Below are 24672 nucleotides of genomic sequence, written 5' to 3'. Positions count from 1 at the left end.
GATTCGCGCGCGGATCGCTGCGGCTCGCCAGCACGGCGGGCGGTGGCCCTTGCGGCCGAAAGCGCGCAGCTTGTACGATGCCGCACGCTGCATGTTGGCCGCGGTCCGTCTGCGCCCGCGCTGTGCACAGGGGAAGAGCCGATGCACTTGTTTCAGGTCGACGGGCTGGATCACGAGCTTCGCGTGACGCGGTTCGAGGGCCGAGAGGCCATCTCCGAGCTGTTTCATTTCGACGTCCTCGTCGCTTCCCAGGAGAAGGACATCGCCTTCGAGGACGTCGTGGGCAAGACCGCGCTGCTCACCTGGCGGATCGGTGAGCAGCCCCGGCACGTCCACGGCGTCGTCGCGAGCTTCGAGCAGGGCGACGAGGGCAAGCGGCTCACGGCCTATCACGCCACGGTCGTGCCCGACGTCTCCCGCCTGAAGCACCGAAGGAACAGCCGCATCTTCCAGGCGCTCTCCACGCCGGAGATCATCGAGAAGGTGCTCAAGACGGCAGGGATCCCGGGCAGCGGGTACCGCTTTGCGCTGAGCGGCGGCTACCGCGCGAGGGAGTACTGCGTGCAGTACCGGGAGAGCGACTTCGCCTTCATGTCGCGCCTGCTCGAGGAGGAGGGCATCTCTTACTTCTTCGAGCACGACGAGGACGGCCACGTGCTCGTGTTCGCGGATGGCCCCTCCGCCCACGGCCCGATCGCGGGGGAGAGCACGGTCGTGTTCCGGCCGCCGCTCGGCGCGCTGTTCCAGGGCGAGCACGTCTCCCGCTTCCGCTACGCCGAGCGGGTGCGCTCGGGGAAGGTGACGCTGCGCGACTACAACTTCAAGAAGCCCGGCCTGTCGCTGGAGACCAAGGCCGAGGCCGACGCGGACGACGATCTCGAGCTCTACGATTACCCGGGCGACTACGACACGCCCGGCGCGGGATCGAGCATCGCCAGGATCCGCCTCGAGCAGATCCAGACATCGCGCAAGACCGGCAGCGGCGAGAGCGTGTGCCCGCGTTTCCTCCCCGGGCAGAGGTTCACGCTGGCGGATCACGGGCGTGACGGCTTCAACCGCGACTACCTGATCGTGTCCGTGCACCACCACGGCCATGAGCCGGGGCTCGACTCGGGCTCCGAGGACGACGCTCCGCGCTACGGGAACCGGTTTCAGGTCGTCCCCGCCGAGGTCCCCTTCCGTCCCCCGTCGGTGACGCCGTGGCCGACGATCAAGGGGATCCAGACGGCGATCGTGGTCGGCCCTCCCAACGAGGAGGTCTTTACGGACGAGCACGGCCGCATCAAGGTCCAGTTCCACTGGGACCGGGAGGGCAAGAGGGACAGCCAGAGCTCGTGCTGGATCCGCGTGAGCCAGATCTGGGCGGGCTCGGCTTGGGGCGCGGTGTTCCTGCCGCGGATCGGCCATGAGGTGGTCGTCGACTTCCTGGAGGGCGATCCCGACCGGCCGCTCGTGGTGGGGAGCGTCTACCACGGCACCAACGTGCCTCCGTACGCGCTCCCCGCGGAGCGGACGAAGAGCACGATCAAGTCGAACAGCTCGACGGGGGGCGGAGGGTTCAACGAGCTCCGGTTCGAGGACAAGAAGGGCTCGGAGGAGATCTTCCTGCACGGCCAGAAGGACTGGAGCATCGCGATCGAGCACGACAAGCGGCAGTGGATCGGGAACGACGAGATGCTCGAGGTCGCCCACGACCGGAGCAAGGTGGTGGGGAACGATCAGAGCGAGGTGATCGGCGGCAACAAGAGCATCGAGGTCGCGAAGAACCACACGGAGAGCATCGGGGAGAACGAGAGCCTCTCGGTCGGCGTCGACCGGGACGTCAGCGTCGGCGGGGATCACACGGAGTCGGTCGCGGGGAGCCAGTCGATCGACGTGGGCGAGGACCAGAGCGCGTCGATCGGCGGGGACAAGAGCGAGTCGGTGGGGGGAGCGAGCTCGGAGAACGTCGCCAAGGGGAAATCGACGAGCGTGGACGAGGGATACAAGCTGACCGTGGGCAAGGACATGACCGTGACGATCGGGAAGAACGTGAAGGAGGAGGTGAAGGAGAAGAAGACGATGATCATCGGGGAGAAGCTCGCGATCCAGTGCGGGGACGCCACGATCACGGTCGAGAAGAACGGGAACGTGACGGTGCAGGGGAAGAAGATCACGGTAAAGGGCGAGGGGCCGGTCCGGGTGGAGGGGAAGAAGCTCGACGTGAAGAGCGAGGGGGCGGTGAACGTCGAGGCGTCGGGGAAGGTGAAGATCAAGGGGAGCAACGTGGGGGTGAACTGAGGCGGGCGGGAGATCGAGGCGGCGGGGGATGAGCGGAAGCAGGAGCAGAGGAGTCGGGCGATGAAGGACGATGGGCGGGCACCGGCGGCCGAGCTGGGGGGCGAGGCGATCCTGATCGAGGAGGGGGAAGCAGAAGCGGTGACCGCCGGCGTGGAGGGGGCGGGCGAGGGCGCCGGGGAGACGGGGGAAGGAGCGATCGAGGGGGCGGAGGGGCTGCTCGAGCTGGTGGTCGCGGCGCACGAGGCGCGCATCGCGGCGGAAGCGGCGAAGGCTGGGCCGATCGATGGGGTCGTCGTGGGGCGGATCGTGGGGTTCGGGCCGAACGGCGAGCCGCTTGTGGAGGCCGCTGTCCTCGGAGAGGGATCGAGCGGCGGCGTGCCAGCGCGGGCGATGACGGCGCTCGGGCTGGAAGACGAGGGACGGGAGGTGGCGTTGCTGTTCGAAGGAGGGCGGCGCGACCGGCCCGTGGTGATGGGGCGGATGCACGTGGCGGGGGAGAGCGCGGGCGCGGCGAGGCGCGCCGAGGCGACCGCGACCGCGGACGACGAGCGGCTAGTGTTCACGGCGGAGAAGGAGATCGTGCTCCAGTGCGGGAAGGCCAGCATCACGCTGACGCGCGCCGGGAAGATCTTGATCCGAGGCGCTTACCTGCTGACCCGGTCCTCCGGCGTGAACCGGATCCAGGGCGGCTCGGTGCAGATCAATTGATCTCGACGATCGAGGCCGAGGTCTTCGAACAGCACGCCTTGGAGGCGGCGTTCTTGTGGTCGTATCGGGATGCGGCGGTGGTGGATCCGCTTTACGATCTCGAGAGCCTTCGCGAGCTGGACGAGCGGCTGGAGGCGCACGTCGACGGCCTCCGGCTCGCCGGCGACGCGGGGTGGGAGATTTGCAGGAGCGCGATCGACAAGGACGAGCCGGGGAGCCTGTTCGCGCCGATGGTGCTCGCCGTGGAGCGGAGGGACCTGAAAGGCATCGCCGAGGTTCTGGACGTGGGCGGAAGCGTGCCGGCGCTGGCGCGGGCCATTGTGTCGGGGCTGGGGTGGGTGAGCTTCGATAAGGTGAGAGGGATCCTTCCGGGGCTGCTCTCGCACCGGGTCGGGCCTGAGCTGCACACCATCGGGATCGCGGCATGCGCGGTCCACCGGCAGGATCCGGGGGCGGCCCTGGGGTACGCGGTGATGTCGAGCGATGTGCGGCTGAGGACGCGGGCGCTGCGGGCGGTGGGGGAGCTCGGGCGAGGGGACCTGCTGGAGGAGGTGCGGGCGGCGCTGGGCGCCGCGGACGAGGCTTGCCGGTTCGCGGCGGCGTGGTCGGCGGCGGTGCTCGGGGACAGCGCGGCGGTGCGCGTGCTGTGGGGGATCGCGGCGCGAGGTGGGCGCTTCGCGGAGCGGGCGTGCGCGATGGCGATGCGGAGGATGGATCCGGGGACGGCGTATACGTGGCTGTACTCGATGGCGGGGACGGGCGCGGAGGCCGGGGCGAGGGTGGCGCTGGCAGGGGCGGCGGCGCTGGGGGACCCGGGGGTGATGCCGTGGATCATCGAGTGCATGGGGACGCCGGAGCTGGCGCGGGTCGCGGGAGGGGCGTTTGTGATGATCACCGGGGTGGATTTTGAAGAGGCGAAGCTGCGTGGGGCGGCGCCGCAGGGGTTTCGGAGCGGGCCGAGCGACGATCCGGAGGACATGGATGTCACGATGGATCCGGACCAGAGCTTGCCGTGGCCGGATCGGGTAAAGGTGACGTCTTGGTGGAGGGGCAGGGGCGGGGAGTTCAGGAGGGGGACGCGGTACCTGCTGGGGAGGCCGATGGCGGTGGAGTGGCTTGAGGAGGTGCTGAAGAGGGGGAGCCAGCCGGCGCGGACGGCGGCGGGCCTGGAACTCGCGCTACGAGGTGCGCGGCGAGGCATGGTCGAGGTGCGCGCGCCGGTGCGGTGGCGTGGTCGGCAGCCTCTTCCCCGCTGATCGAGCGCACGATGCACTGCCCACAATGGTCACTTTATTGCCGCGCGATTCGAGGGATGAAGCGGTACTCTCGTCGCGTCTTGAGGCCGGCCTGTTCTGCCAAGACCAGCAGCGCCGCCCCTTCGAGGAAGATGTGCCGCTCCGTCGCATAGGCCATCGCATCGCGTACGAGCGTCCCCCGCTTCCGCTCGAAGTACTGCTCGCGCTCCTCTATCATTTGCTCGAGCCCGGCATCGAAGCGTCTTTGGTCCCGTCCCGAGAGTCCCTTCAGCATTGGTAGGCGCGGCGCAGCCATCCCCGCCAGCGCAACCTCGAATCGCTCGATCGCGGCGGGGAGCTCGCGCACCGACCCCGACACCAGCATGTGCAATGCGTGAGCATACCAGAAATCTTCTTCGTACTCCTCGTCTAGGATTGGTTCCCGCGGTGCGACCTCCGCGATGCGCCGTGCCAGGTCGAAGGCGCCGGTAGCAACACAGCCGAGGAGCGGATCCAGTAGGCTCGCGCAGCATAGACGGTGTTGGTGTAACGCCCGCTGCCGTGCGAACCCAAGTAACTGGGCGCGCACCCCTCCGGCCTGAAGGAGGCGGTCGCGGAATTCGCGTGTGTCGGCCTCTGACAGTAGGCTGCTCAATGCAGCAAGGGTATGGAGGCGCGATGCCTCGTGAAGCAATTCCAGCGCGACCGCAGGCGGATTCGCGAGCGTCAGCCGCTGCGAAACTTCATCGAGCAGGAAGAGTAAATTTTCTCTGACCAGACGTAGCCTCATTTCCTCCGGCTCCGACGGCTCCAGTCTCAACACACAGCAGGCCTTTTATGCTCACGGTTCACCCGGAACGTCTGATCCGTCGGCCTCGGGGAGATCTCTGTACTCGCTGCCGTAGTCCTCGATTCTCTGGAACGTTATCCCGGTGCAACCCGCCGCCTGTATCTCGGCCACCAAATCTTCACGAACGAGCACGAGATCCGGCATGTCGGCCAGCCGAAACATCTTTGCGTCAGGTCCGATTCGTGTCTCGTCCAGCGAGAGATTTCTGAAGCGCGCTATCTGATCCTTCAAGACGTGGCTAACGTCAAACTCGGAACGCGTCCTGTCCACGCAAGCGACGCTCCCGAGCAGGTTCATCACATGGTAAGGGCGCTTGTCTGGCCGCCGCTTCTTGTCGAGGATCCGCACGGGTAGGAATTCAAGTAACGCTCCGGAGCGATCCTCCAGGAACACTCGCATTTTTTGCGAGATCACATGGATTAAGACGGTGTTTGGAATAGCGTCCGGAAGCTTGATGCCGTAATCGTCGGAGATTCCCAGCTCCTCGTCCGCCGGGAACCAACCAACGCACGGCTCGCCCTCATTCAGTAGGTAGCTCCTATCGGCGATGCCGTCGGGCAACGCGTCGATCCATGCGAAGGATGGATCCGTCTCGGCGTAGGTCCAGACGTAGAAGCGCATCGCCTGCACTCAGCTCCCCGCGTCGGGGGGGGCCGCGTTGGGGGCGAGCTTCTGCTTCTCGACGTCATTAATATGCGACATGTGAAGCCCCACCATGCGCACCGCAAAATTCCAGAGCGCCTTCTGTAGGCTCTTGAGCTCTGCGACGATGTCTTTCGACGGGCTCCACTTCGTGTGGCTGCTGTCTTCGTTGATCCCCTTCTGCAGCCTCTGTCGGAGCCTCGCCGCCTCGGTCTTTACGAATGTTGAGTATTCGGGGTGGCCCTTCTTTTTGGGAATGCGAAAATGTACCGGTAACATATGAATAAACCTGTGCTCGTACTTTTGTGGCAGGAAAATGATGTTTTCGCCGTTGTTGACGTTGTAGTCGATCTTTCTTAAGATATCGACTTCATTCTTTCCAAGCATGCTTGAGAAGAATTCGATTGGAATCATGTGGTGGGCTTCGTTCGGGTACGGCTTGCCTGCTTTTACCGCGAAGTGCTTGAAGGTGTACCCCTCCGCGTGCTGATTGGTCCAGGGGACTCGTTCCTCGTTTCTTTTCTCTAGTTTTCCCTCCGGCTTGTGTCTCTCCAACCCGCGTCGGATGGTCATTATGCTGTCGTAGACCGCCCTCCTGCCGCCGTTGCCGCTGATGTGTTTAATGCCATTCGCTCTGTATGCTGTGTAGTGTTCGCGGTGCAGCACGGCGATGTTTTCGCTGTCGTTGTTTACGCAATCTTCTCTTCCCATTTTACCGTATCTCCGGAGCTAGCATCAGCATTGCAGCGCAACCCTCCCGGTCCGAGAGGACAGCGAGCGCTTGCCGTCCCGCGTAGCCACGGGACAGCCCGCGAGCAGCGATGCACATCGCCAGCGCGCCTGCTGCTGCCCCCGTCTCCCCGAAGGACGCCGCCGGGAGGACGTGCTTCCATGAGTGTAGCACCGAGCCCTCGTCGAGGCGCACCAGCGCGTGACCCCATTCAGCGGCGCGGGCAGGCTCTCCGTTAAGGTCGACGTAGACAGTCCCCTCACGTGTTGCGTCGGGTCCCGTACGTCCCACGGCCTCGGTCATCACCTGCGCGAGCGCGGCGCCCGCCATGGTGCCGGCCCTCTCCGCAAGGGAGGGGGCGAGCAGCATCGATTGGGGCTTCTGTCCTCGTGGGCTCGCGCCGGTGCGCTCGAGCAGCAAAAAGGCGGCCGCCTCGCCCGGAGCATAACCTACAGGATTGCCCGTTGTTTTGATTCGGCCCGAATTTAGCCCTGCGTCGACGCGATCGGGATCGAGTTCGCTATCGCAGGCCCCCACCACGCAATGATCTAGCCTTTGCCCGCGGAGCGCATCGATCGCCGCGGTGAGGGCGCGCGCGAAGCCGTACCGGCCCACGAAGTAGCGGCGCTGCTCGGGGATCGTCGCGATGCCGCTCTGCTCGCAGCAACGCTGCGCGAAGCGCGCCGCCCACGGCCCGAAAACGGGGATGCTCTCCTCACTGTCGCCGTCCAGCCCGGACTCCGCGCTGGCGGTGAGTGGATCGAGCGCGACAAAAAGGCTGGAGCGGCGCGAGGAGAGCGCTCGCTCCTCAAGGAGCGGCCGGAGGTCGGCGAGCGCGGCAGCGCCGAGGCGCACGAGCCGGCCGATCCCCTCGAATCCGTCGGTGATCCCGGAAACGGGATGACCGACGAGGAGAGCTTCCGTGTTGGTAGCGGCATCGTTGTAGGGCCAGTCCGGCATCTCGTGGCCGCTGTCGATCGAAGCCCGCATCGCCGCCGCGGCACGCACCGCGTTGCCCAGTGAGGTGCACGCTCCTGACCCCATGATCGCCACCGCCTCGGGGTACCCCATCGAGCTCCGAGCCCTCTCTCAATATTCCTTCCCGCACACGGCGCATACCCGCTTCGACGACTGCGCTGCAGGCAGGACCACCACCACCGGCCCCTGCATTACGGGGGACGGCGGCGTGTTCTTGTCGTTGTGTAGCATCAGGTCGAGCGCCCTCGCCACGTTCTTCCCCTCGAACTTCACGTCGAACGAGAAGTTCACGAACTCCGCCTTCCCCTTGGTCTTGCCCGACACGACGCCGCCGATCGAGCCGGCCTCGTCCCCCGTGCTCGTGCTGAAGTTCGAGTCCTTGACGCAGACCGACTCCCCGTCGCACTTCACCTTCTTAGTGCCCTTCGCTGTGTCTCCGCTCTTGGCGATGTTCGGGTAAGGGATCGGCAGGGGCGGTCCCGGCGGCGACGGCGTCTTGCACATGTTCGGGAACGCCACGCTGATCCCGCCGCTCTGCGCGTGGACCACCGACATCATGTTCACGCCTACCGTCACGCCCATCGTCGTCTCCTCATGAGGTCGTTATTCACTGCGACCGTGCTCGTTCTAGCGACCACCCCGAGGGGACCTGTCTCCGCACAGCGCCCGGATCGTCCTCGACGAGGATCGTGCGCACGTCGTGCGGCCCGTCCCAGAGCGCGACATGCCCTCGGTACAGCAGCATCACGTGATCGGCGTCGGTGTCCACGATCACCGTGTCGAGCCGGGTCTCGACCGGGGCATCCCCCTGCCGCGCGAGCTCCACCCGGCATCTCGGGGCGCTGAGCCCCGGCAGGCGGAACGAGAGCCGCCCGAACGATGACGCGTTCTCCACCAATACCGGCTCGTCGCCCCTCAGATATCCCGGCGCGACGAGCCCCGGCGAGGCGGCATTGAAGAAGCGCCGGTCGAAGTCCTTCGGAAGGAGCGGCATCCGCTCCTTCGACCACGCCTCGTCGTACGTTCCGGCCAGCGCGGCCCGCGGCTGCCAGTTCGGCGAGAGGAAACCGAAGCCCGCAGGCGCGACTACCTGGCCGTAGCGTTCGATGGGATCGTCCGGGCTCTCGATGTTCGGCAAGCGGAGACCCTCCTCGGGCGCCGCGTCCGGCGCCCGGAACCCGAGCCCCACGGGATTGCGCGGCTCAAGCGCGTGCCTCGCCGGATCAGGGTGGCTCCGGTCCCAGCCCCCGAAGGCATGCTCGTAGTTGAGCGGGATTCGATCGAGCGGCCGAGGTCGCGATGGGACGAGCGCGCCCGCGCCGCGAACCCACGCCCGATCGCCGAGGACGCGGACGGCCTTCTTAACTGGGCCGACCCGGAACACCACCTGGAGCTCAGGGACCGCATGGCGCGGGGCCTGCGCGTGGCCGATCAGCACGACATCGGTCGCCGGCTTGAGGAAGGCGAACACGGGCTCGATCTTGTAGCTCGACGTGGAGGCGTCAGGCCCCCAGAGCTCGCCCGTGAGGCTCGGCGGAACTTGCTGCTCGGCGCGCTCGAGGCCGCGCACGGGGTGGAGGACGAAGGTCGCTTGCACCAGCACGACGAGGAGCGGGCGGCCCTCTTCGTCCGCAAGGAATAGGGGCTCGAAGGCAAACGGCGTCGTGTTGTCGATCGCAGGATGCCCCATGCACGCGCAGGATCCCCGATCGGCCAGGGCGGCGCAACAGATTCCGCGAACTCATCGCGCCAGACCGCAATCCGCCCTCTGGCTGCGACACCTCACCCCCGGGGTGGATCCCTTGAGCGCCGCCGCCGCTCCTCGTCGCCGCTGCTCCGGGTGTGGAGGCGGGCTCTTCAGGGACATACAGTGTAGTCGACGGCGCCGGGGCCGGCATGGTACAGCCGTGGTGGACGAGAGGAGTGACACCGTGCGCTCCCATGGAAACCGGCGGACCGCTCTGACCGGCGTCTCGGTTCGAGACATCCGCGTGCCGTGGCTCCTGCAGGGCTACTCCTCGCGGCGCGCCGCGGGCCCCGAGATCACCAAGGCCTGATCGGAAGCCAAGCGCCTGCCATTCTCGTGGCTCCGCACTTCGGTCGACTCCCGCTGCCGGCGCGGCGCACGAAGTCCTTGATCGGGCCCTACCCTTCGCCGAACATGATGACCTGGTCACCTGGGCGGAACGGAGCGCGAACGAGCCATGCCGAACTACGTCGTGAATCCTGGGGACACGCTCAGCGGGATCGCGAAGGCGCACGGCGTCGAGGACTGGCACAGCATCTACGAGCACCCGCAGAACAGAGCGCTCTTCAAGAACCGCGGGCCGGACCTCATCCACCCCGGCGAGACGATCTTCATCCCTGAACCCACGCCGCACCGCCGGACCGGCGGGCGGCGATGGCCCCTCCGTCGTTCGGACGGCATTCAGCTCGAGCTGAGGGATCCATGGCAGGCGATGCACGAGGCCTGGAACGCGGCGCTGAGCGACCGGTCGCTCAGCGAGGACGAGGCCGCCCTCCTGGTGGATACCTGGCTCTCTGAGGGCTGGGTCGAAGGCGACCCGAGCGATGCGCTGCACGGTCTCTGCTGCGAGCTCGAAGGCCGGGCGTGGCCCCCTTCCAGCGACGACGCGGCGCGCGCTCTCAAGCAGGACCTCGCGAGGGCGCTCCACAGCGGGCGAGTCGTCGTCGTGCCCTTCGAGCCAGTCGCCGCCGTGCCCTTCGACATGTCGCTGCCCGCGGCGGCAGCCGGGGAGGAGCCCCGCGCCGCCGATGCCACGCCGGACCGCGAGCCGGGGCCGCAGCGCTCGGCCGCGACGCGGGAGCCGTGCGACGTCCAGAAACTCGTCGTCACGGCCACCGTGCTCGGTGCGGAGCCCGCGGTGCGCCGCCTGATGGCGACCCGGCGGCTCCGCGGCAGGCCGGCGCCGAGCGGCGTCTCCCAGGAGGTCGCCTCGCTGCTGCGGAGCTACGACCTCGTGATCGACACCGTGGCCGCGTACCCCTCCAAGGAGGACGCAGCACCGGAGGAGAAGGTGAAGATCGAGGGCCGGGCCGAGTACCACGGCGGCACCTGCCCGGAGCAGGAGCACCCTCTTCTCGTGCTCCAGCCGATCGGCAGCGTCGAGGAGCTGAAGGGCGCGCTGGGCGGCCTCTCGTGGAACGCCCCGTCGTCGGAGCCCAGGGAGTTCTATGCGCGAGGCGTTACCTGGGACTTCAACCAATTCGGCGGGGATTTTGGCCTCCTCTTCCGGTTCATCTCCCAGTTCTTCCGCGAGGACAGCGGCAAGCTCCTCAACCTGGAGGCGCGGAGCTGCGGGCGCCGGGCGGCAGCCGGCGGAACTCCCCTCCAGAGCCTGAACGCGCTCGTCCGGATCTTCCGGAACGACTCGTGGGAGATCTCGCTCAAGATCCCAACGATCGGCAAAGTTTCCCACGAGTACTCCCGCACGCGCGATCTCGCAACCGGCACGAAGAGGCGCGAGACCGAGACCGAGTATTCCGCGGGTCGTCACCGCGGTGAGATATCGACGAAGACCAAGACGGCTGGCGACGGCACCACGACGACCAGGCGCACCGAGACCAGCTATGCCAAGGGCGCGGCGAGCTCGGTGACGACCGGCACCAAGAAGTCAGGGGCTTACTTCCACGGCAAGCAACAGGGCGCGAACGGCGAAGGACGCGAGTTCCGTTGGAGCACGAGCGGGAAGCGCCCGGAGGGCGACGGCTGGTCCGAAGAGGGCGACGGCCATGGACGACTGCTGCCGAAGGACAAGCAGCTCAAGAAGCCGAGCAGCATCGAGCTTGTCGTCAAGTGCAACGACCGCAAGCTGAAGTGCATCGACGAGGCAGAGAAGATCCTCGAGGCCATCAAGGACCTGGCCGAGACCATCGAGGACGCGCTCGAGGCGCTCGAGCGCCTCCCGCAGGTCGGCTGGAAGTTCACCTTCTCGCTCTCGATCCTGGCGGGCTCGCTCAAGCTCAGCTGGGGCAAGGAGATGATCGACGACGCCGTCGGCGATCGTTATCTGCCCGCCAGGACCATCTACAGCCTCGACGCCAAGCTGAAGATCATCGACATCGAGGCCGAGATCTCCTTCGGCTTCGAGGCGGACGCCGGTCTCGGCACCAGGTTCGTCCTCAAGGCGAGCGGCGCCATTGGCTGTAGCGTCCCGCTCTCCGCCAATGTCTACAAATCCCGGGACCCCTTCGACGTGAAGCTCAAGCCGAAGCTCACATGCGAGTTCAAGGCGACGGCCGAGGCGAGCCTGTTCGGCTGGAGCCTGATCTCCGCGGAGGTCAGCCTCGACGGGGGATTCACGGTCGACGGCAAGTTCATCGTCGATCCGGGCCGCACCCTCCGGCTCACGGGCAAGATCAAGCGCAACTCGACCGTGTTCAAGGGCCATTTCCAGTCCGCCGTGGGCTCCGTGCGCTCGTTCAGGCGCGAGGTGTTCCCGGCGGCCGACCTCTGTTCATTCTGAACCATGATCCTGCCGACCGATTCAGTCATCTACGCCGAGCTCGAGCGCCGCGCGTGCGCGGCCGAGCTCCGCGTCAACGGGCTGCCTGTCGCGTACCTGGCTCGCACTGCGGGGGTGTTCGGGACCCGCGCGGCGCATGAATACCTCGTTCCGGGCAAGAACCGGATCGAGCTCTTGATCGAGCCGGGCCCGAAGCCGTCGCTCGCCCGGGCGCAGCGTCGGGAGTCGATGCCGGCCGGTGCCGTGGCAACAAGCCGCCTGGTGCGTTATCCGGCGGGGGCGTTCATCGAGCCGGAGAACGGCGAGGTGCTCGCGCAGCTCGAGTGGCAATCCACCGACGCGGAGGAACTCTTCCCGCGCGTCCTCGAGGCGGAGGTCGACTTGGGCGCGTTCCTCGGCCGGTGGTCCTGGCAGGACGCGCCCGCGCTTACGCTCGACGACGCTCTCGTCGCCGAAGCGGGCGCAGCGTTGGCGCGGCTGGCAGCGGCGATTCGCGCCGGCGATCTCGGGGCTTTCTGGGCGGCGACGGAGGTGCGCATCCGCGAGGCCATCCGGGCCTACCCCGCGCTCGACGAAGAGGCGGCTCGGACGGAGCTGGGCGATTTCCTGGCGCTCTACCGCCAGGGCGCGTCGGAACCCGTATTCGCCCTGCGGGAGGAGCGCCACGACTTCCGACTCGTCGCCGGAGGGCGCGTCCTCCAGTGCGTCGACGACGACTTCCAGCCGAGCCTGCGGCTCCGCGATCCGGAGGACGGAAGCCCCGTCCCGTACCCGATTCTCCTCGCGCGCATCGGCGACCGGCTCGAAGTCGTGCGCTGACCGCCGTCTTCCTGGCAGGCCGATCAAGGCCGCCAGCATAGCTCGCCCAGTAATCTCACCCCCACGGCCTTCGCGCGCAACCTTCGCGGTGATGCTCACAGGAGAGGCAACACCAGCGGGCATCTCCTCCTACTGCCGGCTCTTCATCATTGACGCCACAGTGCGACGAGGTTCCTTTTGGTTCATGCGAATCGCGATGTTCTTCGCTCGCCTCTGGACGTTGGTCGTGCTCGCCTTCGTTGCGGGGCTGCTCGCAGGAGGTTTCGGCTGTGCCGGGGAGGATCTGGCAGCGCCTGAGATGGCACTGCGGCGGAACTTCCCGGAGCAGGCGCGGCAGGTGCTCCAGCAACAGGAAGCGTTCGTGGCGACCGAGCAGGGGTTTGCGTTGGCCCGCGGGACGGAGCCGGAGTCAGGGAGGGAACTCGAGGCAGAACTGCTTCGAGGAACGGCGGGGGCAATTCGACTTCGAGGGCGAGGGGTCGATGTATGGGTGCGGGAGATCGGGGCCGAGGGCGAGGCGCTGCTCGTGGAGCGGACGGTGGCTTATCGGCGAGCGGGGGGAACGTCGTTCTGGGCAGCAGCGCCGCACGGAGTGGAAGAGTGGTTGCATCTCGAAGCGGGGGTGGCCCGCGAAGGGAAGGTGGTCGCGGCGTGGGAGGTGGAAGGAGCGAGGGTGCGGCAGCAGGGAGAGGCCGTGGAGTTGGTTGATGAAGATGGATGGGTGCGGCTACGGGTGACGGCGCCGACGGCGTATGCGGCGGGAGGGCGGGTGGTCAGGGCGCGGATCGAGGGGCGCGGGGGGAGGATTGAGCTGTCGGTCGATGCCGACGGAGAAATGGTGTTAGTAGACCCGTTCTGGGCGGTGGCTGGGTCGATGAGCACCGGTCGCCATCTTCACACCGCGACGCTGCTGAGCAATGGTAAGGTGCTTGTGGTGGGCGGTCTTGATGACGCTGGCGTTCTGGCGAGCGCGGAGCTGTACGACCCGGTGGCCGATACGTGGACGGCCGCAGCGTCGACAAGCACCGGCCGGCACCTCCACACCGCGACGCTGCTGAGCAATGGCAAGGTGCTGGTGGTGGGCGGCATTGGTAGCGGTGGCTATCTAGAGAGCGCAGAGCTGTACGACCCTGTAACCAACACGTGGACGGCTGCTGGGTCGATGAGCACCGGCCGCTTTAGTCACGCCGCGACACTGCTCGACAACGGCAAGGTGCTCGTGGCGGGCGGTTCTGGTGATACAGGTGTTCTGACAAGCGCGGAGCTGTACGACCCGGTGACCAACGCGTGGACTTCCGCAGGGCGCATGGTCACCGGCCGCGCCTATTCCACCGCTATGCTGCTGGGCAATGGCAGGTTGCTAGTGGCGGGTGGATATGGTACCGCTGGCGCTCTGGCAAGCGCGGAGCTATACGACCCGATGGCGAATGCGTGGGTGACCGCTGCGTCGATGACCACCGGTCGCTATCTTCATGTCGCGACGCTGCTGGGGAACGGCAAGGTGCTGGTGGCGGGTGGCGCTGGCGATGATGGCTCTATGGCGAGTGCCGAGCTGTACGACCCTGTCGCCAACGCGTGGGAGACCGCTGCGTCGATGAGCACCAGCCGCTCTGGCCCCACTGCGACGCTGCTTAGAGGCGGCAAGGTGCTGGTGGCGGGCGGCGCTGCCAACGCGGGCTACCGGGCGAGCACGGAGCTCTACGACCCAGTGGGCAATACGTGGGTGGCCGCCGGAACGATGAGCATCGACCGCTCTGGTCATACCGCGACACTGCTCGGCGATGGCAAAGTGCTGGTGGCCGGCGGCATCGGCGGCGCTGGCGTCGCAGTCAGCGTGGATCTCTATCACGCTATGGATCCCGCGGCGGCGTGGATGACCACCATGCCAATGAGCACCGGTCGCCATCTTCACACCGCGACGCTGCTGAGCAATGGCAAGGTGCTGATCGTGGGCGGTCTTGATGACGATGGCGTTCTGGCGAGCGCGGAGCTGTACGACCCGGTGGCCGACACGTTGACGGCGGCAGCGTCGACGAGCTCCGGCCGGCACCTCCACACCGCGACGCTGCTGAGCAATGGCAAGGTGCTGGTGGTGGGCGGCATTGGTAGCGGTGGCTATCTAGAGAGCGCAGAGCTGTACGATCCTGTAACCAACGCGTGGACGACCGCTGGGTCGATGAGCACCGGCCGCTTTAGTCACACCGCGACACTACTCGACAACGGCAAGGTGCTCGTGGCGGGCGGTTCTGGTGATTCAGGTGTTCTGGCAAGCGCGGAGCTGTACGACCCGGTGACCAACGCGTGGACTTCCGCAGGGCGCATGGTCACCGGCCGCGCCTATTCCACCGCTATGCTGCTGGGCAATGGCAGGTTGCTAGTGGCGGGTGGATATGGTGCCGCTGGCGCTCTGGCAAGCGCGGAGCTGTACGACCCGATGGCAAACGCGTGGGTGACCGCTGCGTCGATGACCACCGGTCGGTATCTTCATGCCGCGACGCTGCTGGGGACCGGCAAGGTGCTGGTGGCGGGGGGCGCTGGCGATGTTCGCTCTACGGCGAGTGCAGAGCTGTACGACCCTGTGGCCAACGCGTGGGAGACCGCTGCGTCGATGAGCACCAGCCGCTCTGGCCCCACAGCGACGCTGTTTGGAGACGGCAAGGTGCTGGTGGCGGGCGGCGCTGCCGACGCCGGCTATCGGGCGAGCACGGAGCTCTACGACCCAGTGGGCAATACGTGGGTGGCCGCCGGAACGATGCGAGCCGACCGCTCTGGTCACACTGCGACACTACTCGGCGACGGCAAGGTGCTGGTGGCCGGCGGCATCGGCGGCGCTGGCGTTGTGGCAGGCGCGGAGCTGTACACCCCGGTAGGGGCCCCATGTAGCGTGAACGGCGATTGCCTCAGTGGTTTCTGCACTGACGGCGTCTGCTGCAACGCAGCCTGCGACGGCAGCACCTGCGACGCATGCTCTATCGCAGCCGGCGCTACGACGGACGGCATCTGCGTGCTGTTCACCGGTCCGGTTTGCAATGATGGTGACGCCTGTACACAGACTGACACCTGCCAGGAGGGCGTTTGCCTCGGAAGCGACCCGGTGAGCTGCACCGCACTGGACCAGTGTTATGTCGCGGGTGTCTGCGACCCTGCCACGGGTGCATGCTCCAACCGGAACCAGGTGGACGGCACCGCTTGCGACGATAACGAGACCTGCACCCAGACCGACCTATGCCTGTCGGGCGCGTGCACCGGCATGAGCCCCGTACCTGACGGCTCCCCATGCCCGATGGGCACCTGCGCCGCCGGCGTCTGCGTTACGGGATCCGCGCCGAACGGCACGCCTTGCTCCTCGCCCGCCGACTGTGCCAGCGGATTCTGCGTCGACGGCGTCTGCTGCGACGGCCCCTGCTTCGGCCTCTGCCGCGCATGCACCCGGGCCAAGCGGCTCAGCGGTTCCGACGGCATGTGCGGCCCCATCCAGGCCGGACACGACCCCGACGAGGAATGTGCGACCGGGCTCTCCGCCTGCGGCAACACTGGGTTCTGTGATGGCGCCGGCGCGTGCCAGAAGCAGCCGACCGGCACCGTCTGCCTCCCGTCGTCCTGCCACGGCAGCACCCTTGTGGCGGCTGACACGTGCGATGGCAACGGCACCTGCGTCGACGGCGCCACCCGGGATTGCGGCAACTACCTGTGCGTCGCCGGCGCTTGTTTGTCGAGATGCCAGAGCCACGCACAATGCGTCGCGACCGCGTATTGCGGCGACGAAGTCTGCATGTCCAAGAAGGCGGAGGGCGTCTCTTGCGGTGTGGCAGTAGAATGCGAGACCCACGCTTGCATTGCCGGTGTCTGCCGGCTCGACACCGATAGGGATGGCATCCCCGACGAGGACGACAACTGCCCCGTCGACGTGAACCCACTGCAAACCAACACGGACAGCTCTATGCTCACGGGGGATCTCCTCGGGGACGTCTGCGATCCTGACGACGATAACGACGGCGTCGTCGATAGTGCGGATAATTGCTCTCTCATTGTCAATCCTGATCAGGCCGACAACAATAGAGATGGCATCGGCAATCGTTGCGACTGCACCTCGACCATCGAGGATAAGGACTTCTCTTGCAACGACGGCGACGCATGTACGCAGACTGACACCTGCGTCGCAGGTGTATGCACCGGTGCGAACCCGGTCAAGTGCTCGCAGCCTCCGTCAGGTGACTGCAAGTTCGCCGCATGCAACCGGGCGAATGGAGCGTGCGTTCTGCTGTTCAAGATCGACCGCACACCCTGCCCTGGCGGAGAGTGCCTTGCCGGCGGCTGCATCACGTATGAGACTACCGGCATCGCGGCCTCGGGCAGCGGCGGCGCGACCAGCCAGGGCGGATTCCTGGAGGTTGGTGAATCGAGCTCCTCGACAGCCGGCGAGTTGAGCTCCTCGTCGATCGGCGTCGGCGGGGCGCCGGCGGCATCGGCTGACGGTCCGGACGTTGAACTGCTGCGCTTTCAAGGCAACGGCTGCGACATCGGCCGTGCCGATGCACGCGGCGTGCACTGGTTCCTCATCAGCGTTCTGCTCGCCGCACGACGGCGTCGGCCGGACTGAGCATCCGCGAAGCAGTGCTCCACGCAGGGGCTCGACGCGACGCCGGCCCAGCTTGGTCCGGGGAGCAGGCAACCTGCGGGATGCGCCACTTTCAGGGCGTGACGTAGCAGACGTCGAGCCTGGGATGCGCGTCCGCCCTCGCGTGCTCGCTCGCCCGGAAGCTGTGCTTGCTGGCCCCGAGCTCGCGAAGCAGCATGCCGTGGTTCGGTTGCGACCCGTCGACCCACGCTTGCGCGAGCGCGGTCAAATCACATGACTGCCGCGCGTCGATCCTGGCAGGCGCGACGAACGAGGCCTCCACCGCGGGATCGAACGCGGCGCCGAAGCTCGCATAGGTGACCGTCGCCTCCGACCACGGGGCGGTGACCGCGTGCACGTCCACGGTGCCCGACGTCGCCTCCCATTGCATCGAGATCGAGAGCGTGGCCGACTCGACCGTGGCGTCCTCCGGGATCGCGCCGAGATCGAACGCGAGGAGGCTCATCTTCTCGCCCGAGGAGTGCAGTCCGGTGGCGAGGAACTCGTACGCGCCAGCCCGGTTCCTCGGCTCGCCCGTCGCGATGTACGCGTCCTGGACGCCTCCGGAGACGCCGCGCTCGATCCTCACGCAGACCGGGTCGCACGCGTTGCCGACCCCGTTGCCGTCGATGTCGCCCTGGTCTGGGTTCGCGTCGATGGCGCAGTTGTCGCACGCGTCGCCGACACCGTCGGCATCAACGTCCGCCTGACTCGCGTTCGCGGCAGCCGGGCAGTTGTCCACCCCTTCGCTCAGCCCATCGCCATCGTCATCGACGAACGCGTACACCTCGACATCGAATGACGCCGTCGCCGCGTTCCCCTGGGCGTCGGCGGCGCTGCAGACCACCGTCGTCCCGCCCGTCGTGAATACACTCCCCGGCGGTGGGACGCAGACCACCGGCAGGGGACCGTCCACGAGATCCACCGCAGCCGCGCTGTAGGACACCGTCGCTCCCGCGGCCCCCTCGGGCTCCAGCGCCACGGAGGCAGGGACGGTCACGACCGGCGGCGTCGTGTCGACTACCGTCACCTCGAAGCTCACCGCGCCGGCGTTGCCGGCCGTGTCCACCGACGTGCATACGACCGTGGTCACCCCCAGCGGGAAGAGGCTGTCCGAGACCGGAGCGCAGGCGACCGGCACCGTGCCGTCGACATCGTCCTCCGCGGTGGCGACGAAGGAGACCGCCGCGCCTTCGGGACTGGTCGCCTCGGCGACGACGCCTCCCGGCACGTGGATGGCGGGCGGCGTCGTGCCGTCGCAGTCGAGCACGAGATCGAGATCGAACCAGGGCGGAGGAACGGGCAGCACCTCGGTCTCGACATACGCCTGCGCTGGATCCACGGGTGATACGCAATTGTCCTTTTCGACGTGGACGACGTAATAGCCCGGCACCACATCCCAGCCGAAATGTCCTTCCGAGTCTGTCACGCTCGGATTCGCGCGGTTCGTCGGCGACATGACGGCGCTCCCGTCAGGGACCGGGAGGAAGGGACCGTAGGCCGCGTCGGCCCGGAGGAGCGTGACGGTCGCGCCCACGAGCGGCTCTCCGCGGGTATTGCGCACCCAGCCGCTCGGGTCGATGTACACGTCAAATCGGTAGTCCCCAGAAGTGCCATCAGGGCAGACGAGAGCGAGCGTGAATTGGACCCAGCCATGGAGCTGCCGCTGCAGCGCAACATCTGCCACGTACGTTCCAGGCGGAGACGCCTGGGACATCGCCCCCGTCAACACCCCGTCGCTTCCCTCGATCGTATACGTCGCCGTGGCGCCCTCGCACCCCTCGGTCCTGAGATTGATGGTCGAGTCCCAGTAGACCGTTGGCGTGCGGTTGTGGCCGAGCACGGATGGGGATATCGCCGTGTTGGCAGGTACTCCCGCCTTAGCAGAGAGAAACGTCTCTATGTCCGCGACGATCTCGCCGTCGCTCAGTTCGATGTGTACTTCGCCGGACCGGAAGTAGCGGCTCTCATCGTCCGGGAGATCCGCATCGTCCGGGGGGTCCGCGACGACAGTCCATCGGGGGGAGTCTGCAAGGATCGCTGGGTCGAACCCCTTCTCGAGGAAACGGCCATTCTTGTCGGAGCGGGTGATTTTGCATCGCGATGGATCCAAGAGGGGGAACGGGCATATTGTGACAAGACCTCCGCCGATAGGGTTGTTGTTCGGATCGAGTACCGTCCCGGTCACGATTGTGGACGACGTAGCGATTTCGTTGGTCATTGGGTATCGATATCGGCCGCGCTGGGTCGAATTTATGCTTTGTTCGACGAGTCCTCCGTTCTCGTCCAGCAAAAGGCCGTCCGGGTTCCCGGAATACGGCAGCGCATCTAGGAAGCTCGCCCCATCGAAGATGCCGGCTCGCGCGGCGTAGGCTGGGTCGACGGCGTAGTCCCACTCGACTCTGTCGTAATTGAGCTCTACCTCGAATCCCCCCGCTCCGAGCGCCGGCGTCTCAATGAGCAGCATCTGGAAGCTGTTCAGCTTGTCAGCCTGTCTCTCGAAGCGACCGACGTCGATCCAGTTGATGCACAGCGCGCGGCGGCCTTCGAGAGCGATATGTCCGTAGGTCACTGTCGACGATCCCTCACCTCTCGTGTCGACGTCCGCGAGGAACGCTGCGATGAGAGGCATGATTGGAGCGGTATCTCGCCATAGCCTCCACCACGGGCCGATGGGTGCCTCGAAGGTTGCGAACCCATTGTTGTGAATGTACACATGGGAGTAAAACATCCCGCCGAACAGAACCGTGAATGGCTCGTCGTCAGGGTCAGCCAGGGGGATGGGACCAAAGAGCTCATCATCAGTCTCGGGCAGCGGGTTCTCCTTGCATCCGGGATCTTGTCTGATCGCCGAGCTCGGCGGCACCGGAGTCGTTTGCGCCGCTACCTCGCCCGTCGTCACCGCCGTGGCCGCGAGGAGGGCGATCGTCGCCGCGCCAAGGGTTCTTTTCCGTGCCGAGCGCCGTGTTTCGCCGCTCGCAGCACCGAGACGTCTCATACCTTGCTCCTGTTCCAGTGCACGCGGGTCGGCTGCTACCGGGACACGCCGACGTCCGGACGTGCATCGCGGCAGTCTAGCGGAACCGTCGATGCTCCCGTCAGGGTTTGTGATGCGTATCGCACAAATCCTTGGTTCTACTCTGGTTTTGTGGGATGCTGCGCGCCGCTGGGCTGGAGGGATACGGATGCGGCGCACGCGCGGATCGCTGTGGTTGGCCCTTGTGTGCGGGTCGACGCTGGGGTGCGGAAGCGACGGGCCGCGGGGCGCAACCGACGAGCGCGCAGCGGCGGCGGAGCGGTCGCCCTCGCCAGCGCTTGGGGCAGCGCGCCTGGAACCTGTGCTGGCGCCGGACGTGTACCGGCCGGCGTCGGCGGGTGACGTGCTGCGGGCGTACAATCCCAGGCAAGGATTCGAGGTGACCTTCGCGCCGGATGTCGTCCGGGTGGAGCATCGAGACTGGTACGTCGGACTCACGAGCACGCTGTATGGCTGTGCTGGATACCTCCAGCCGCTCGATGGGGCGGCGCCGGTGACCGATGACGATGTCGTGAAATACCACCGACAGGCCGGCTCGGCCGGCGAGCTGGTGGAGTGGTACGTGAATGGTCCGCGCGGGCTGGAGCATGGGTATACCCTGCCGGCAGCGCCGGGGTGCCGTGCGGCAGGCCCGGGCGACGAGGTTGTGATCGCGCTCGCGCTGCACGGCGAGGTGGAGGCGGAGCTCTCGAACTCGGGCGGAACCGTGGTGCTGCGCGAGCCGGGCGGCGCGAGGCGCATGCAGTACGGAGATCTCCACGTCGAGGACGCGACGGGCAGACCTCTGCCGGCGTGGCTCACGGCAGAACGCGACATCGTGGCGATCCACGTCGATGCCCGAGGGGCGGCGTACCCCGTGGTGGTGGATCCGCTGATCTGGGTGCAGCAGGCGAAGCTGCGCGCGCCCGACGGCGCGGCGAGTGATCTGTTCGGCTGCGCGGTGGCGCTGTCGAGCTACACCGCCCTGGTGGGAGCCTATGGCGACGACGACAAGGGGGACAGCGCGGGGTCAGCTCGCGTGTTCGCCCGGGTCGGCAGCACCTGGATCCCGGGAGCGAAGCTCCTCGCGGACGATGGCGCGGCAGGTGACAACTTTGGCTACGCGGTCGCCCTGTCGGGCGACACCGCGCTCGTGGGAGCGTACGGCGACGACGACGGGGCCGCGAATGCGGGCTCGGCCTACGTGTTCGTGCGGACGGGCGGTACGTGGACCCAGCAGCAGAAGCTGCGGGCCAGCGATGCGGCGGCGAACGACAACTTCGGCTGGTCGGTCGCGCTCTCGGGCGACACCGCGCTGGTGGGCGCCTACCAGGATGACGACGGGGCCGCGAACTCGGGCTCGGCCTACGTGTTCGTGCGGACGGGCGGTACGTGGACCCAGCAGCAGAAGCTCCGGCCGAGCGGCGCGTCCGCGAGCGACAGCTTCGGCTGGTCGGTCGCGCTCTCGGGCGACACCGCGCTCGTGGGAGCGTACGGGGAAGACGGCGGTCTGGTGGATTCGGGCTCGGCCTACATGTTCGTGAGGACGGGTGATACGTGGACCCAGCAGCAGAAGCTCCGGGCGAGCGACGCGGCCGCAGGCGACCGCTTCGGCTCCTCGGTCGCGCTATCGGGCGATAGCGCGCTCGTGGGCGCTTACCAGGACGACGACGGCGGCACGAGCACGGGCTCGGTCTACGCGTTCGCGCGGAGCGGCGAGGCGTGGATCGAGCAGCCGATCCTCCGGGCAAGCGATGCGGCCGCGGGCGACGGCTTCGGCTGGTCGGTCGCGCTGTCGGGCGACAAGGCGCTCGTCGGAGCCGTCGGGGATGACGACCGCGGCTCGAACGCCGGCTCGGCCTACGTGTTCGTGCGGACCGACGGCGTGTGGACCGAGCAGGCGAAGATCGTTCCGCTCGATCTGGCAGCGAGCGACAACTTCAGCGCCCCGGTCGCGCTGTCGGGTGACACTGCCCTCGCGGGGGCTTCCCTGCATGACGACGGCGGCTCGAATGCCGGCTCGGCGTACGTATTCACGCTCAACGGTGGCTCGTGCGCCATGGATACAGAGTGCGCCAGCGGTCATTGCGTCGATGGTGTCTGCTGCGATAGCGCCTGTGATGGCGGCACCTGTGACGCCTGCTCGATCGCGGCTGGCGCGCCGGTCGAAGGCATCTGCGCCGTCCTGGAGGATGGACGCGCGTGTGATGATGGCGACGCGTGCACGACCTCCGAGGTCTGCAGGGCCGGCACCTGCACTGGCGAGAGCTCGGTCGTGTGCACGCCGCGCGACGCCTGCCACGATGCGGGCGTCTGCGACCCCGCGACGGGCCTCTGCTCCAATCTGCCGCGCCCCGATGGGACGCCGTGCGACGACGCCGACGCCTGCACCACCTCGGACGTCTGCGCCAGCGGCGTCTGCGCCGGCGAGCACTCGGTCGTGTGCACGCCGCGCGACGCCTGCCACGACGCGGGCGTCTGCGACCCCGCGACGGGCCTCTGCTCCAATCTGCCGCGCCCCGATGGGACGCCGTGCGACGACGCCGACGCCTGCACCACCTCGGACGTCTGCGCCAGCGGCGTCTGCGCCGGCGAGCACTCGGTCGTGTGCGCGCCGCGCGACGCCTGCCACGACGCGGGCGTCTGCGACCCCGCGACGGGCCTCTGCTCCGATCCGGTTCGGCCCGATGGCGCACCCTGCCCCGGCGGCTTCTGCCTCGGCGGCCTCTGCACCGGGATCGGCGCTCCCTGCGACAGCCCGGCCGCGTGTGCGCTCAGCTTCTGCGTCGACGGCGTCTGCTGCGATTTCCCCTGCGACGCCCCGTGCATGGCCTGCGCGGCCGCCCTCAAGGCCGACGGCCCCGACGGCGTCTGCGGACCCGCCCGGGCCGGGGGCGATCCTCACGACGACTGCGCCGAGGAGACGCTGCTCTGCGGCGCCACCGGCGCGTGCGACGGCGCGGGCGCCTGCGCGCAGCGCCCGCGGGGGACCGTCTGCGGCGAGGCGTCGTGCAGCGGCCCGGCGCTCCAGCCCGCGCCCACCTGCGATGGACTCGGCGCCTGCGTTCCGGGCGACCCCATGGCCTGCGGCGATTACCGCTGCACCGCAGGTGCTTGCCCCTCGGCGTGCTATCGCGATACCGACTGCGTCGATACCGCCTACTGCGCGGGCGGCGCCTGCCTCTCGAAGAAGCCGCTGGCGGCCGGCTGCGCGTTCCCCAAAGAGTGCCTCGGCGGCGCCTGCCTCGCTGGCCGCTGCGCCGTGGACGCGGACGGCGACGCCGTCGCCGACGGCGACGACAACTGTCCCTCGGACCCGGACACCACCCAGACGGACACCGACGGTGACGGCGACGGAGACGCCTGCGACAGCGACGACGACAACGATACGCGCGTCGACGGCGACGACAACTGCCCCTTGTCCGCCAACCCCGAGCAGGCTGACGCGGACGGCGATCGCGAGGGGGACGCCTGCGATTGCGGCGACCCGTCGAAGTTGGATGGCGCCGCCTGCGACGACGGTGATCGCTGCACCTCGGCGGACACCTGCCAGGGCGGCGTATGTGTCGGGTCTTACCCGTTCATCTGCCCGCAGCCCGCGCCCGTGGCCTGCCGGATCGCGGAGTGCATTCCGGCCACGGGCGCCTGCGTGCTGAGCCATGCGATCGACGGCACCCCGTGCCCTGGCGGCGAGTGCGTCGCGGGCGGCTGCCTCATCCGGGAGTCCGCCGTCACCACGACCGCCGGCGGCGGCGGGGCCGGTGAGGGGGGCAGCGCTGGCGCTGGCGCCGGCGCGGACGCAGTGAGCTCCTCGACCGCCGCAGCGGGCGGAGGCGCCGGCGGCGCACCGCCGACAGCCGACCTTTCGGAGAGCGCCCCGCTGCGCCTCCAAGGCAGCGGCTGTGCGCTGGCGACCCGGAGCCCACGCGCCTCCGACGGCGAACTCGCCTCCCTCCTCGTCGGCCTGGTGCTCGCCGCGCGCCGCGTCCGCCCGAGGGCACGAGCCGTCCGGGGCAGCAGCGCGCGTTGATCCGAGCCAGCAGCGCGCACCGACGACCGCAAAACACCAGCTGCACCCGGCGTAACGCGTCACCGCATGTGCACCTCGCGCGTCGCTCCGGAAGCGCCGCGCCGGAACACCCGTTTTACCGACCCGCCTCGCACACGCCTAGTGTCAGCGGCCGGTCTCTTCGCCTGAACGCCTCCGCGTCATTCCGCGACATCTTCCCGAGCGCCCTCCTCTACCGTCTTGGTACCCGCTCCCCGATCGCATAACGTACCCCCTGGCTTCCTCTCGAAGCCGCCGCCG

At 67.7% G+C, this 24672-nt stretch carries 15 protein-coding genes; 8 read left to right on the top strand and 7 right to left on the bottom strand.

From position 1 onward, the window contains the following. The first annotated feature begins 141 nt into the window (after nucleotides 1-141). The 3 genes from WMF43_RS29125 to WMF43_RS29115 all read left to right on the top strand — a co-directional run bounded on the left by WMF43_RS29125 (nucleotide 142) and on the right by WMF43_RS29115 (nucleotide 4244). Nucleotides 142-2280: a type VI secretion system Vgr family protein gene (locus tag WMF43_RS29125; protein WP_437669530.1), complete on the top strand. Its 2139-nt coding sequence runs from the start codon at nucleotides 142-144 to the stop codon at nucleotides 2278-2280. Nucleotides 2281-2529: 249 nt separating this feature from the next. After that, nucleotides 2530-2988: a DUF6484 domain-containing protein gene (locus tag WMF43_RS29120; RefSeq protein WP_437684110.1), complete on the top strand. Its 459-nt coding sequence runs from the start codon at nucleotides 2530-2532 to the stop codon at nucleotides 2986-2988. Further along, a complete protein-coding gene (locus WMF43_RS29115; protein WP_437669528.1) occupies nucleotides 2985-4244 on the top strand; it encodes a TIGR02270 family protein in 1260 nt (419 codons plus the stop codon). Before WMF43_RS29120 ends, WMF43_RS29115 begins: the two co-directional genes overlap by 4 nt. Nucleotides 4245-4278: 34 nt before the next feature. Here WMF43_RS29115 and WMF43_RS29110 read toward each other — a convergent pair whose 3' ends face one another. From WMF43_RS29110 to WMF43_RS29085, 6 genes are read right to left on the bottom strand one after another with little or no spacing between them, the layout of a single operon-like run. Then, on the bottom strand, nucleotides 4279-5046 hold the full coding sequence (locus tag WMF43_RS29110) for a hypothetical protein (RefSeq protein WP_437669527.1): 768 nt from the start codon (nucleotides 5044-5046) through the stop codon (nucleotides 4279-4281). A gap of 18 nt (nucleotides 5047-5064) precedes the next feature. Continuing rightward, nucleotides 5065-5694: an imm11 family protein gene (locus WMF43_RS29105; RefSeq protein ID WP_437669525.1), complete on the bottom strand. Its 630-nt coding sequence runs from the start codon at nucleotides 5692-5694 to the stop codon at nucleotides 5065-5067. Nucleotides 5695-5703: 9 nt separating this feature from the next. Continuing rightward, nucleotides 5704-6426 carry an AHH domain-containing protein gene (locus tag WMF43_RS29100; RefSeq protein ID WP_437669523.1) on the bottom strand — a complete coding sequence of 241 codons (723 nt, stop codon included), beginning with the start codon at nucleotides 6424-6426 and terminating at the stop codon, nucleotides 5704-5706. 1 nt (nucleotide 6427) lies between these two features. Continuing rightward, complete coding sequence (locus tag WMF43_RS29095; protein WP_437669521.1) at nucleotides 6428-7516, bottom strand: hypothetical protein; 1089 nt, start codon at nucleotides 7514-7516, stop codon at nucleotides 6428-6430. 18 nt (nucleotides 7517-7534) lie between these two features. Continuing rightward, nucleotides 7535-8005: a DUF4150 domain-containing protein gene (locus tag WMF43_RS29090; protein ID WP_437669519.1), complete on the bottom strand. Its 471-nt coding sequence runs from the start codon at nucleotides 8003-8005 to the stop codon at nucleotides 7535-7537. A gap of 25 nt (nucleotides 8006-8030) precedes the next feature. Continuing rightward, on the bottom strand, nucleotides 8031-9113 hold the full coding sequence (locus tag WMF43_RS29085; protein ID WP_437669517.1) for a DUF2169 family type VI secretion system accessory protein: 1083 nt from the start codon (nucleotides 9111-9113) through the stop codon (nucleotides 8031-8033). A 241-nt stretch (nucleotides 9114-9354) separates the two neighbouring features. Here WMF43_RS29085 and WMF43_RS29080 point away from each other — a divergent pair, with 241 nt between their 5' ends. The 4 genes from WMF43_RS29080 to WMF43_RS29065 all read left to right on the top strand — a co-directional run bounded on the left by WMF43_RS29080 (nucleotide 9355) and on the right by WMF43_RS29065 (nucleotide 17329). Then, complete coding sequence (locus WMF43_RS29080; RefSeq protein WP_437669515.1) at nucleotides 9355-9480, top strand: hypothetical protein; 126 nt, start codon at nucleotides 9355-9357, stop codon at nucleotides 9478-9480. A gap of 147 nt (nucleotides 9481-9627) precedes the next feature. After that, nucleotides 9628-11910 carry a LysM peptidoglycan-binding domain-containing protein gene (locus tag WMF43_RS29075; RefSeq protein WP_437669513.1) on the top strand — a complete coding sequence of 761 codons (2283 nt, stop codon included), beginning with the start codon at nucleotides 9628-9630 and terminating at the stop codon, nucleotides 11908-11910. Between the two features lie 3 nt (nucleotides 11911-11913). Then, on the top strand, nucleotides 11914-12729 hold the full coding sequence (locus WMF43_RS29070) for a hypothetical protein (protein ID WP_437669511.1): 816 nt from the start codon (nucleotides 11914-11916) through the stop codon (nucleotides 12727-12729). Nucleotides 12730-12913: 184 nt separating this feature from the next. Beyond that, nucleotides 12914-17329, top strand: a complete 4416-nt coding sequence (locus tag WMF43_RS29065; protein WP_437669509.1) for a kelch repeat-containing protein — start codon at nucleotides 12914-12916, stop codon at nucleotides 17327-17329. A 91-nt stretch (nucleotides 17330-17420) separates the two neighbouring features. Here the strand turns inward: WMF43_RS29065 and WMF43_RS29060 are convergent, their stop codons facing one another. After that, a complete protein-coding gene (locus WMF43_RS29060) occupies nucleotides 17421-20345 on the bottom strand; it encodes a DNRLRE domain-containing protein (RefSeq protein ID WP_437669507.1) in 2925 nt (974 codons plus the stop codon). 418 nt (nucleotides 20346-20763) lie between these two features. On the opposite strand from WMF43_RS29060, the gene WMF43_RS29055 reads away from it, so the two are divergent. Further along, nucleotides 20764-24393, top strand: coding sequence for an FG-GAP repeat protein (locus WMF43_RS29055; protein WP_437669506.1), 3630 nt, complete (start codon nucleotides 20764-20766; stop codon nucleotides 24391-24393). The last annotated feature ends 279 nt before the right edge of the window (nucleotides 24394-24672 follow it).

The organism is Sorangium sp. So ce131, from assembly GCF_051519095.1.
Taxonomy (GTDB): Bacteria; Myxococcota_A; Polyangia; order Polyangiales; family Polyangiaceae; genus Sorangium.
This window is presented reverse-complemented; position numbering and strand designations above follow the sequence as displayed.

What these genes read in the sequence shown, in the direction of transcription:
- WMF43_RS29090 (WP_437669519.1), bottom strand. Translation starts at nt 8,005, where the DNA reads ATGGGCGTGACGGTAGGCGTGAACATGATGTCGGTGGTCCACGCGCAG.
- WMF43_RS29100 (WP_437669523.1), bottom strand. Translation starts at nt 6,426, where the DNA reads ATGGGAAGAGAAGATTGCGTAAACAACGACAGCGAAAACATCGCCGTG.
- WMF43_RS29060 (WP_437669507.1), bottom strand. Translation starts at nt 20,345, where the DNA reads ATGAGACGTCTCGGTGCTGCGAGCGGCGAAACACGGCGCTCGGCACGG.
- WMF43_RS29070 (WP_437669511.1), top strand. Translation starts at nt 11,914, where the DNA reads ATGATCCTGCCGACCGATTCAGTCATCTACGCCGAGCTCGAGCGCCGC.
- WMF43_RS29125 (WP_437669530.1), top strand. Translation starts at nt 142, where the DNA reads ATGCACTTGTTTCAGGTCGACGGGCTGGATCACGAGCTTCGCGTGACG.
- WMF43_RS29085 (WP_437669517.1), bottom strand. Translation starts at nt 9,113, where the DNA reads ATGGGGCATCCTGCGATCGACAACACGACGCCGTTTGCCTTCGAGCCC.
- WMF43_RS29095 (WP_437669521.1), bottom strand. Translation starts at nt 7,516, where the DNA reads ATGGGGTACCCCGAGGCGGTGGCGATCATGGGGTCAGGAGCGTGCACC.
- WMF43_RS29075 (WP_437669513.1), top strand. Translation starts at nt 9,628, where the DNA reads ATGCCGAACTACGTCGTGAATCCTGGGGACACGCTCAGCGGGATCGCG.
- WMF43_RS29105 (WP_437669525.1), bottom strand. Translation starts at nt 5,694, where the DNA reads ATGCGCTTCTACGTCTGGACCTACGCCGAGACGGATCCATCCTTCGCA.
- WMF43_RS29065 (WP_437669509.1), top strand. Translation starts at nt 12,914, where the DNA reads ATGCGAATCGCGATGTTCTTCGCTCGCCTCTGGACGTTGGTCGTGCTC.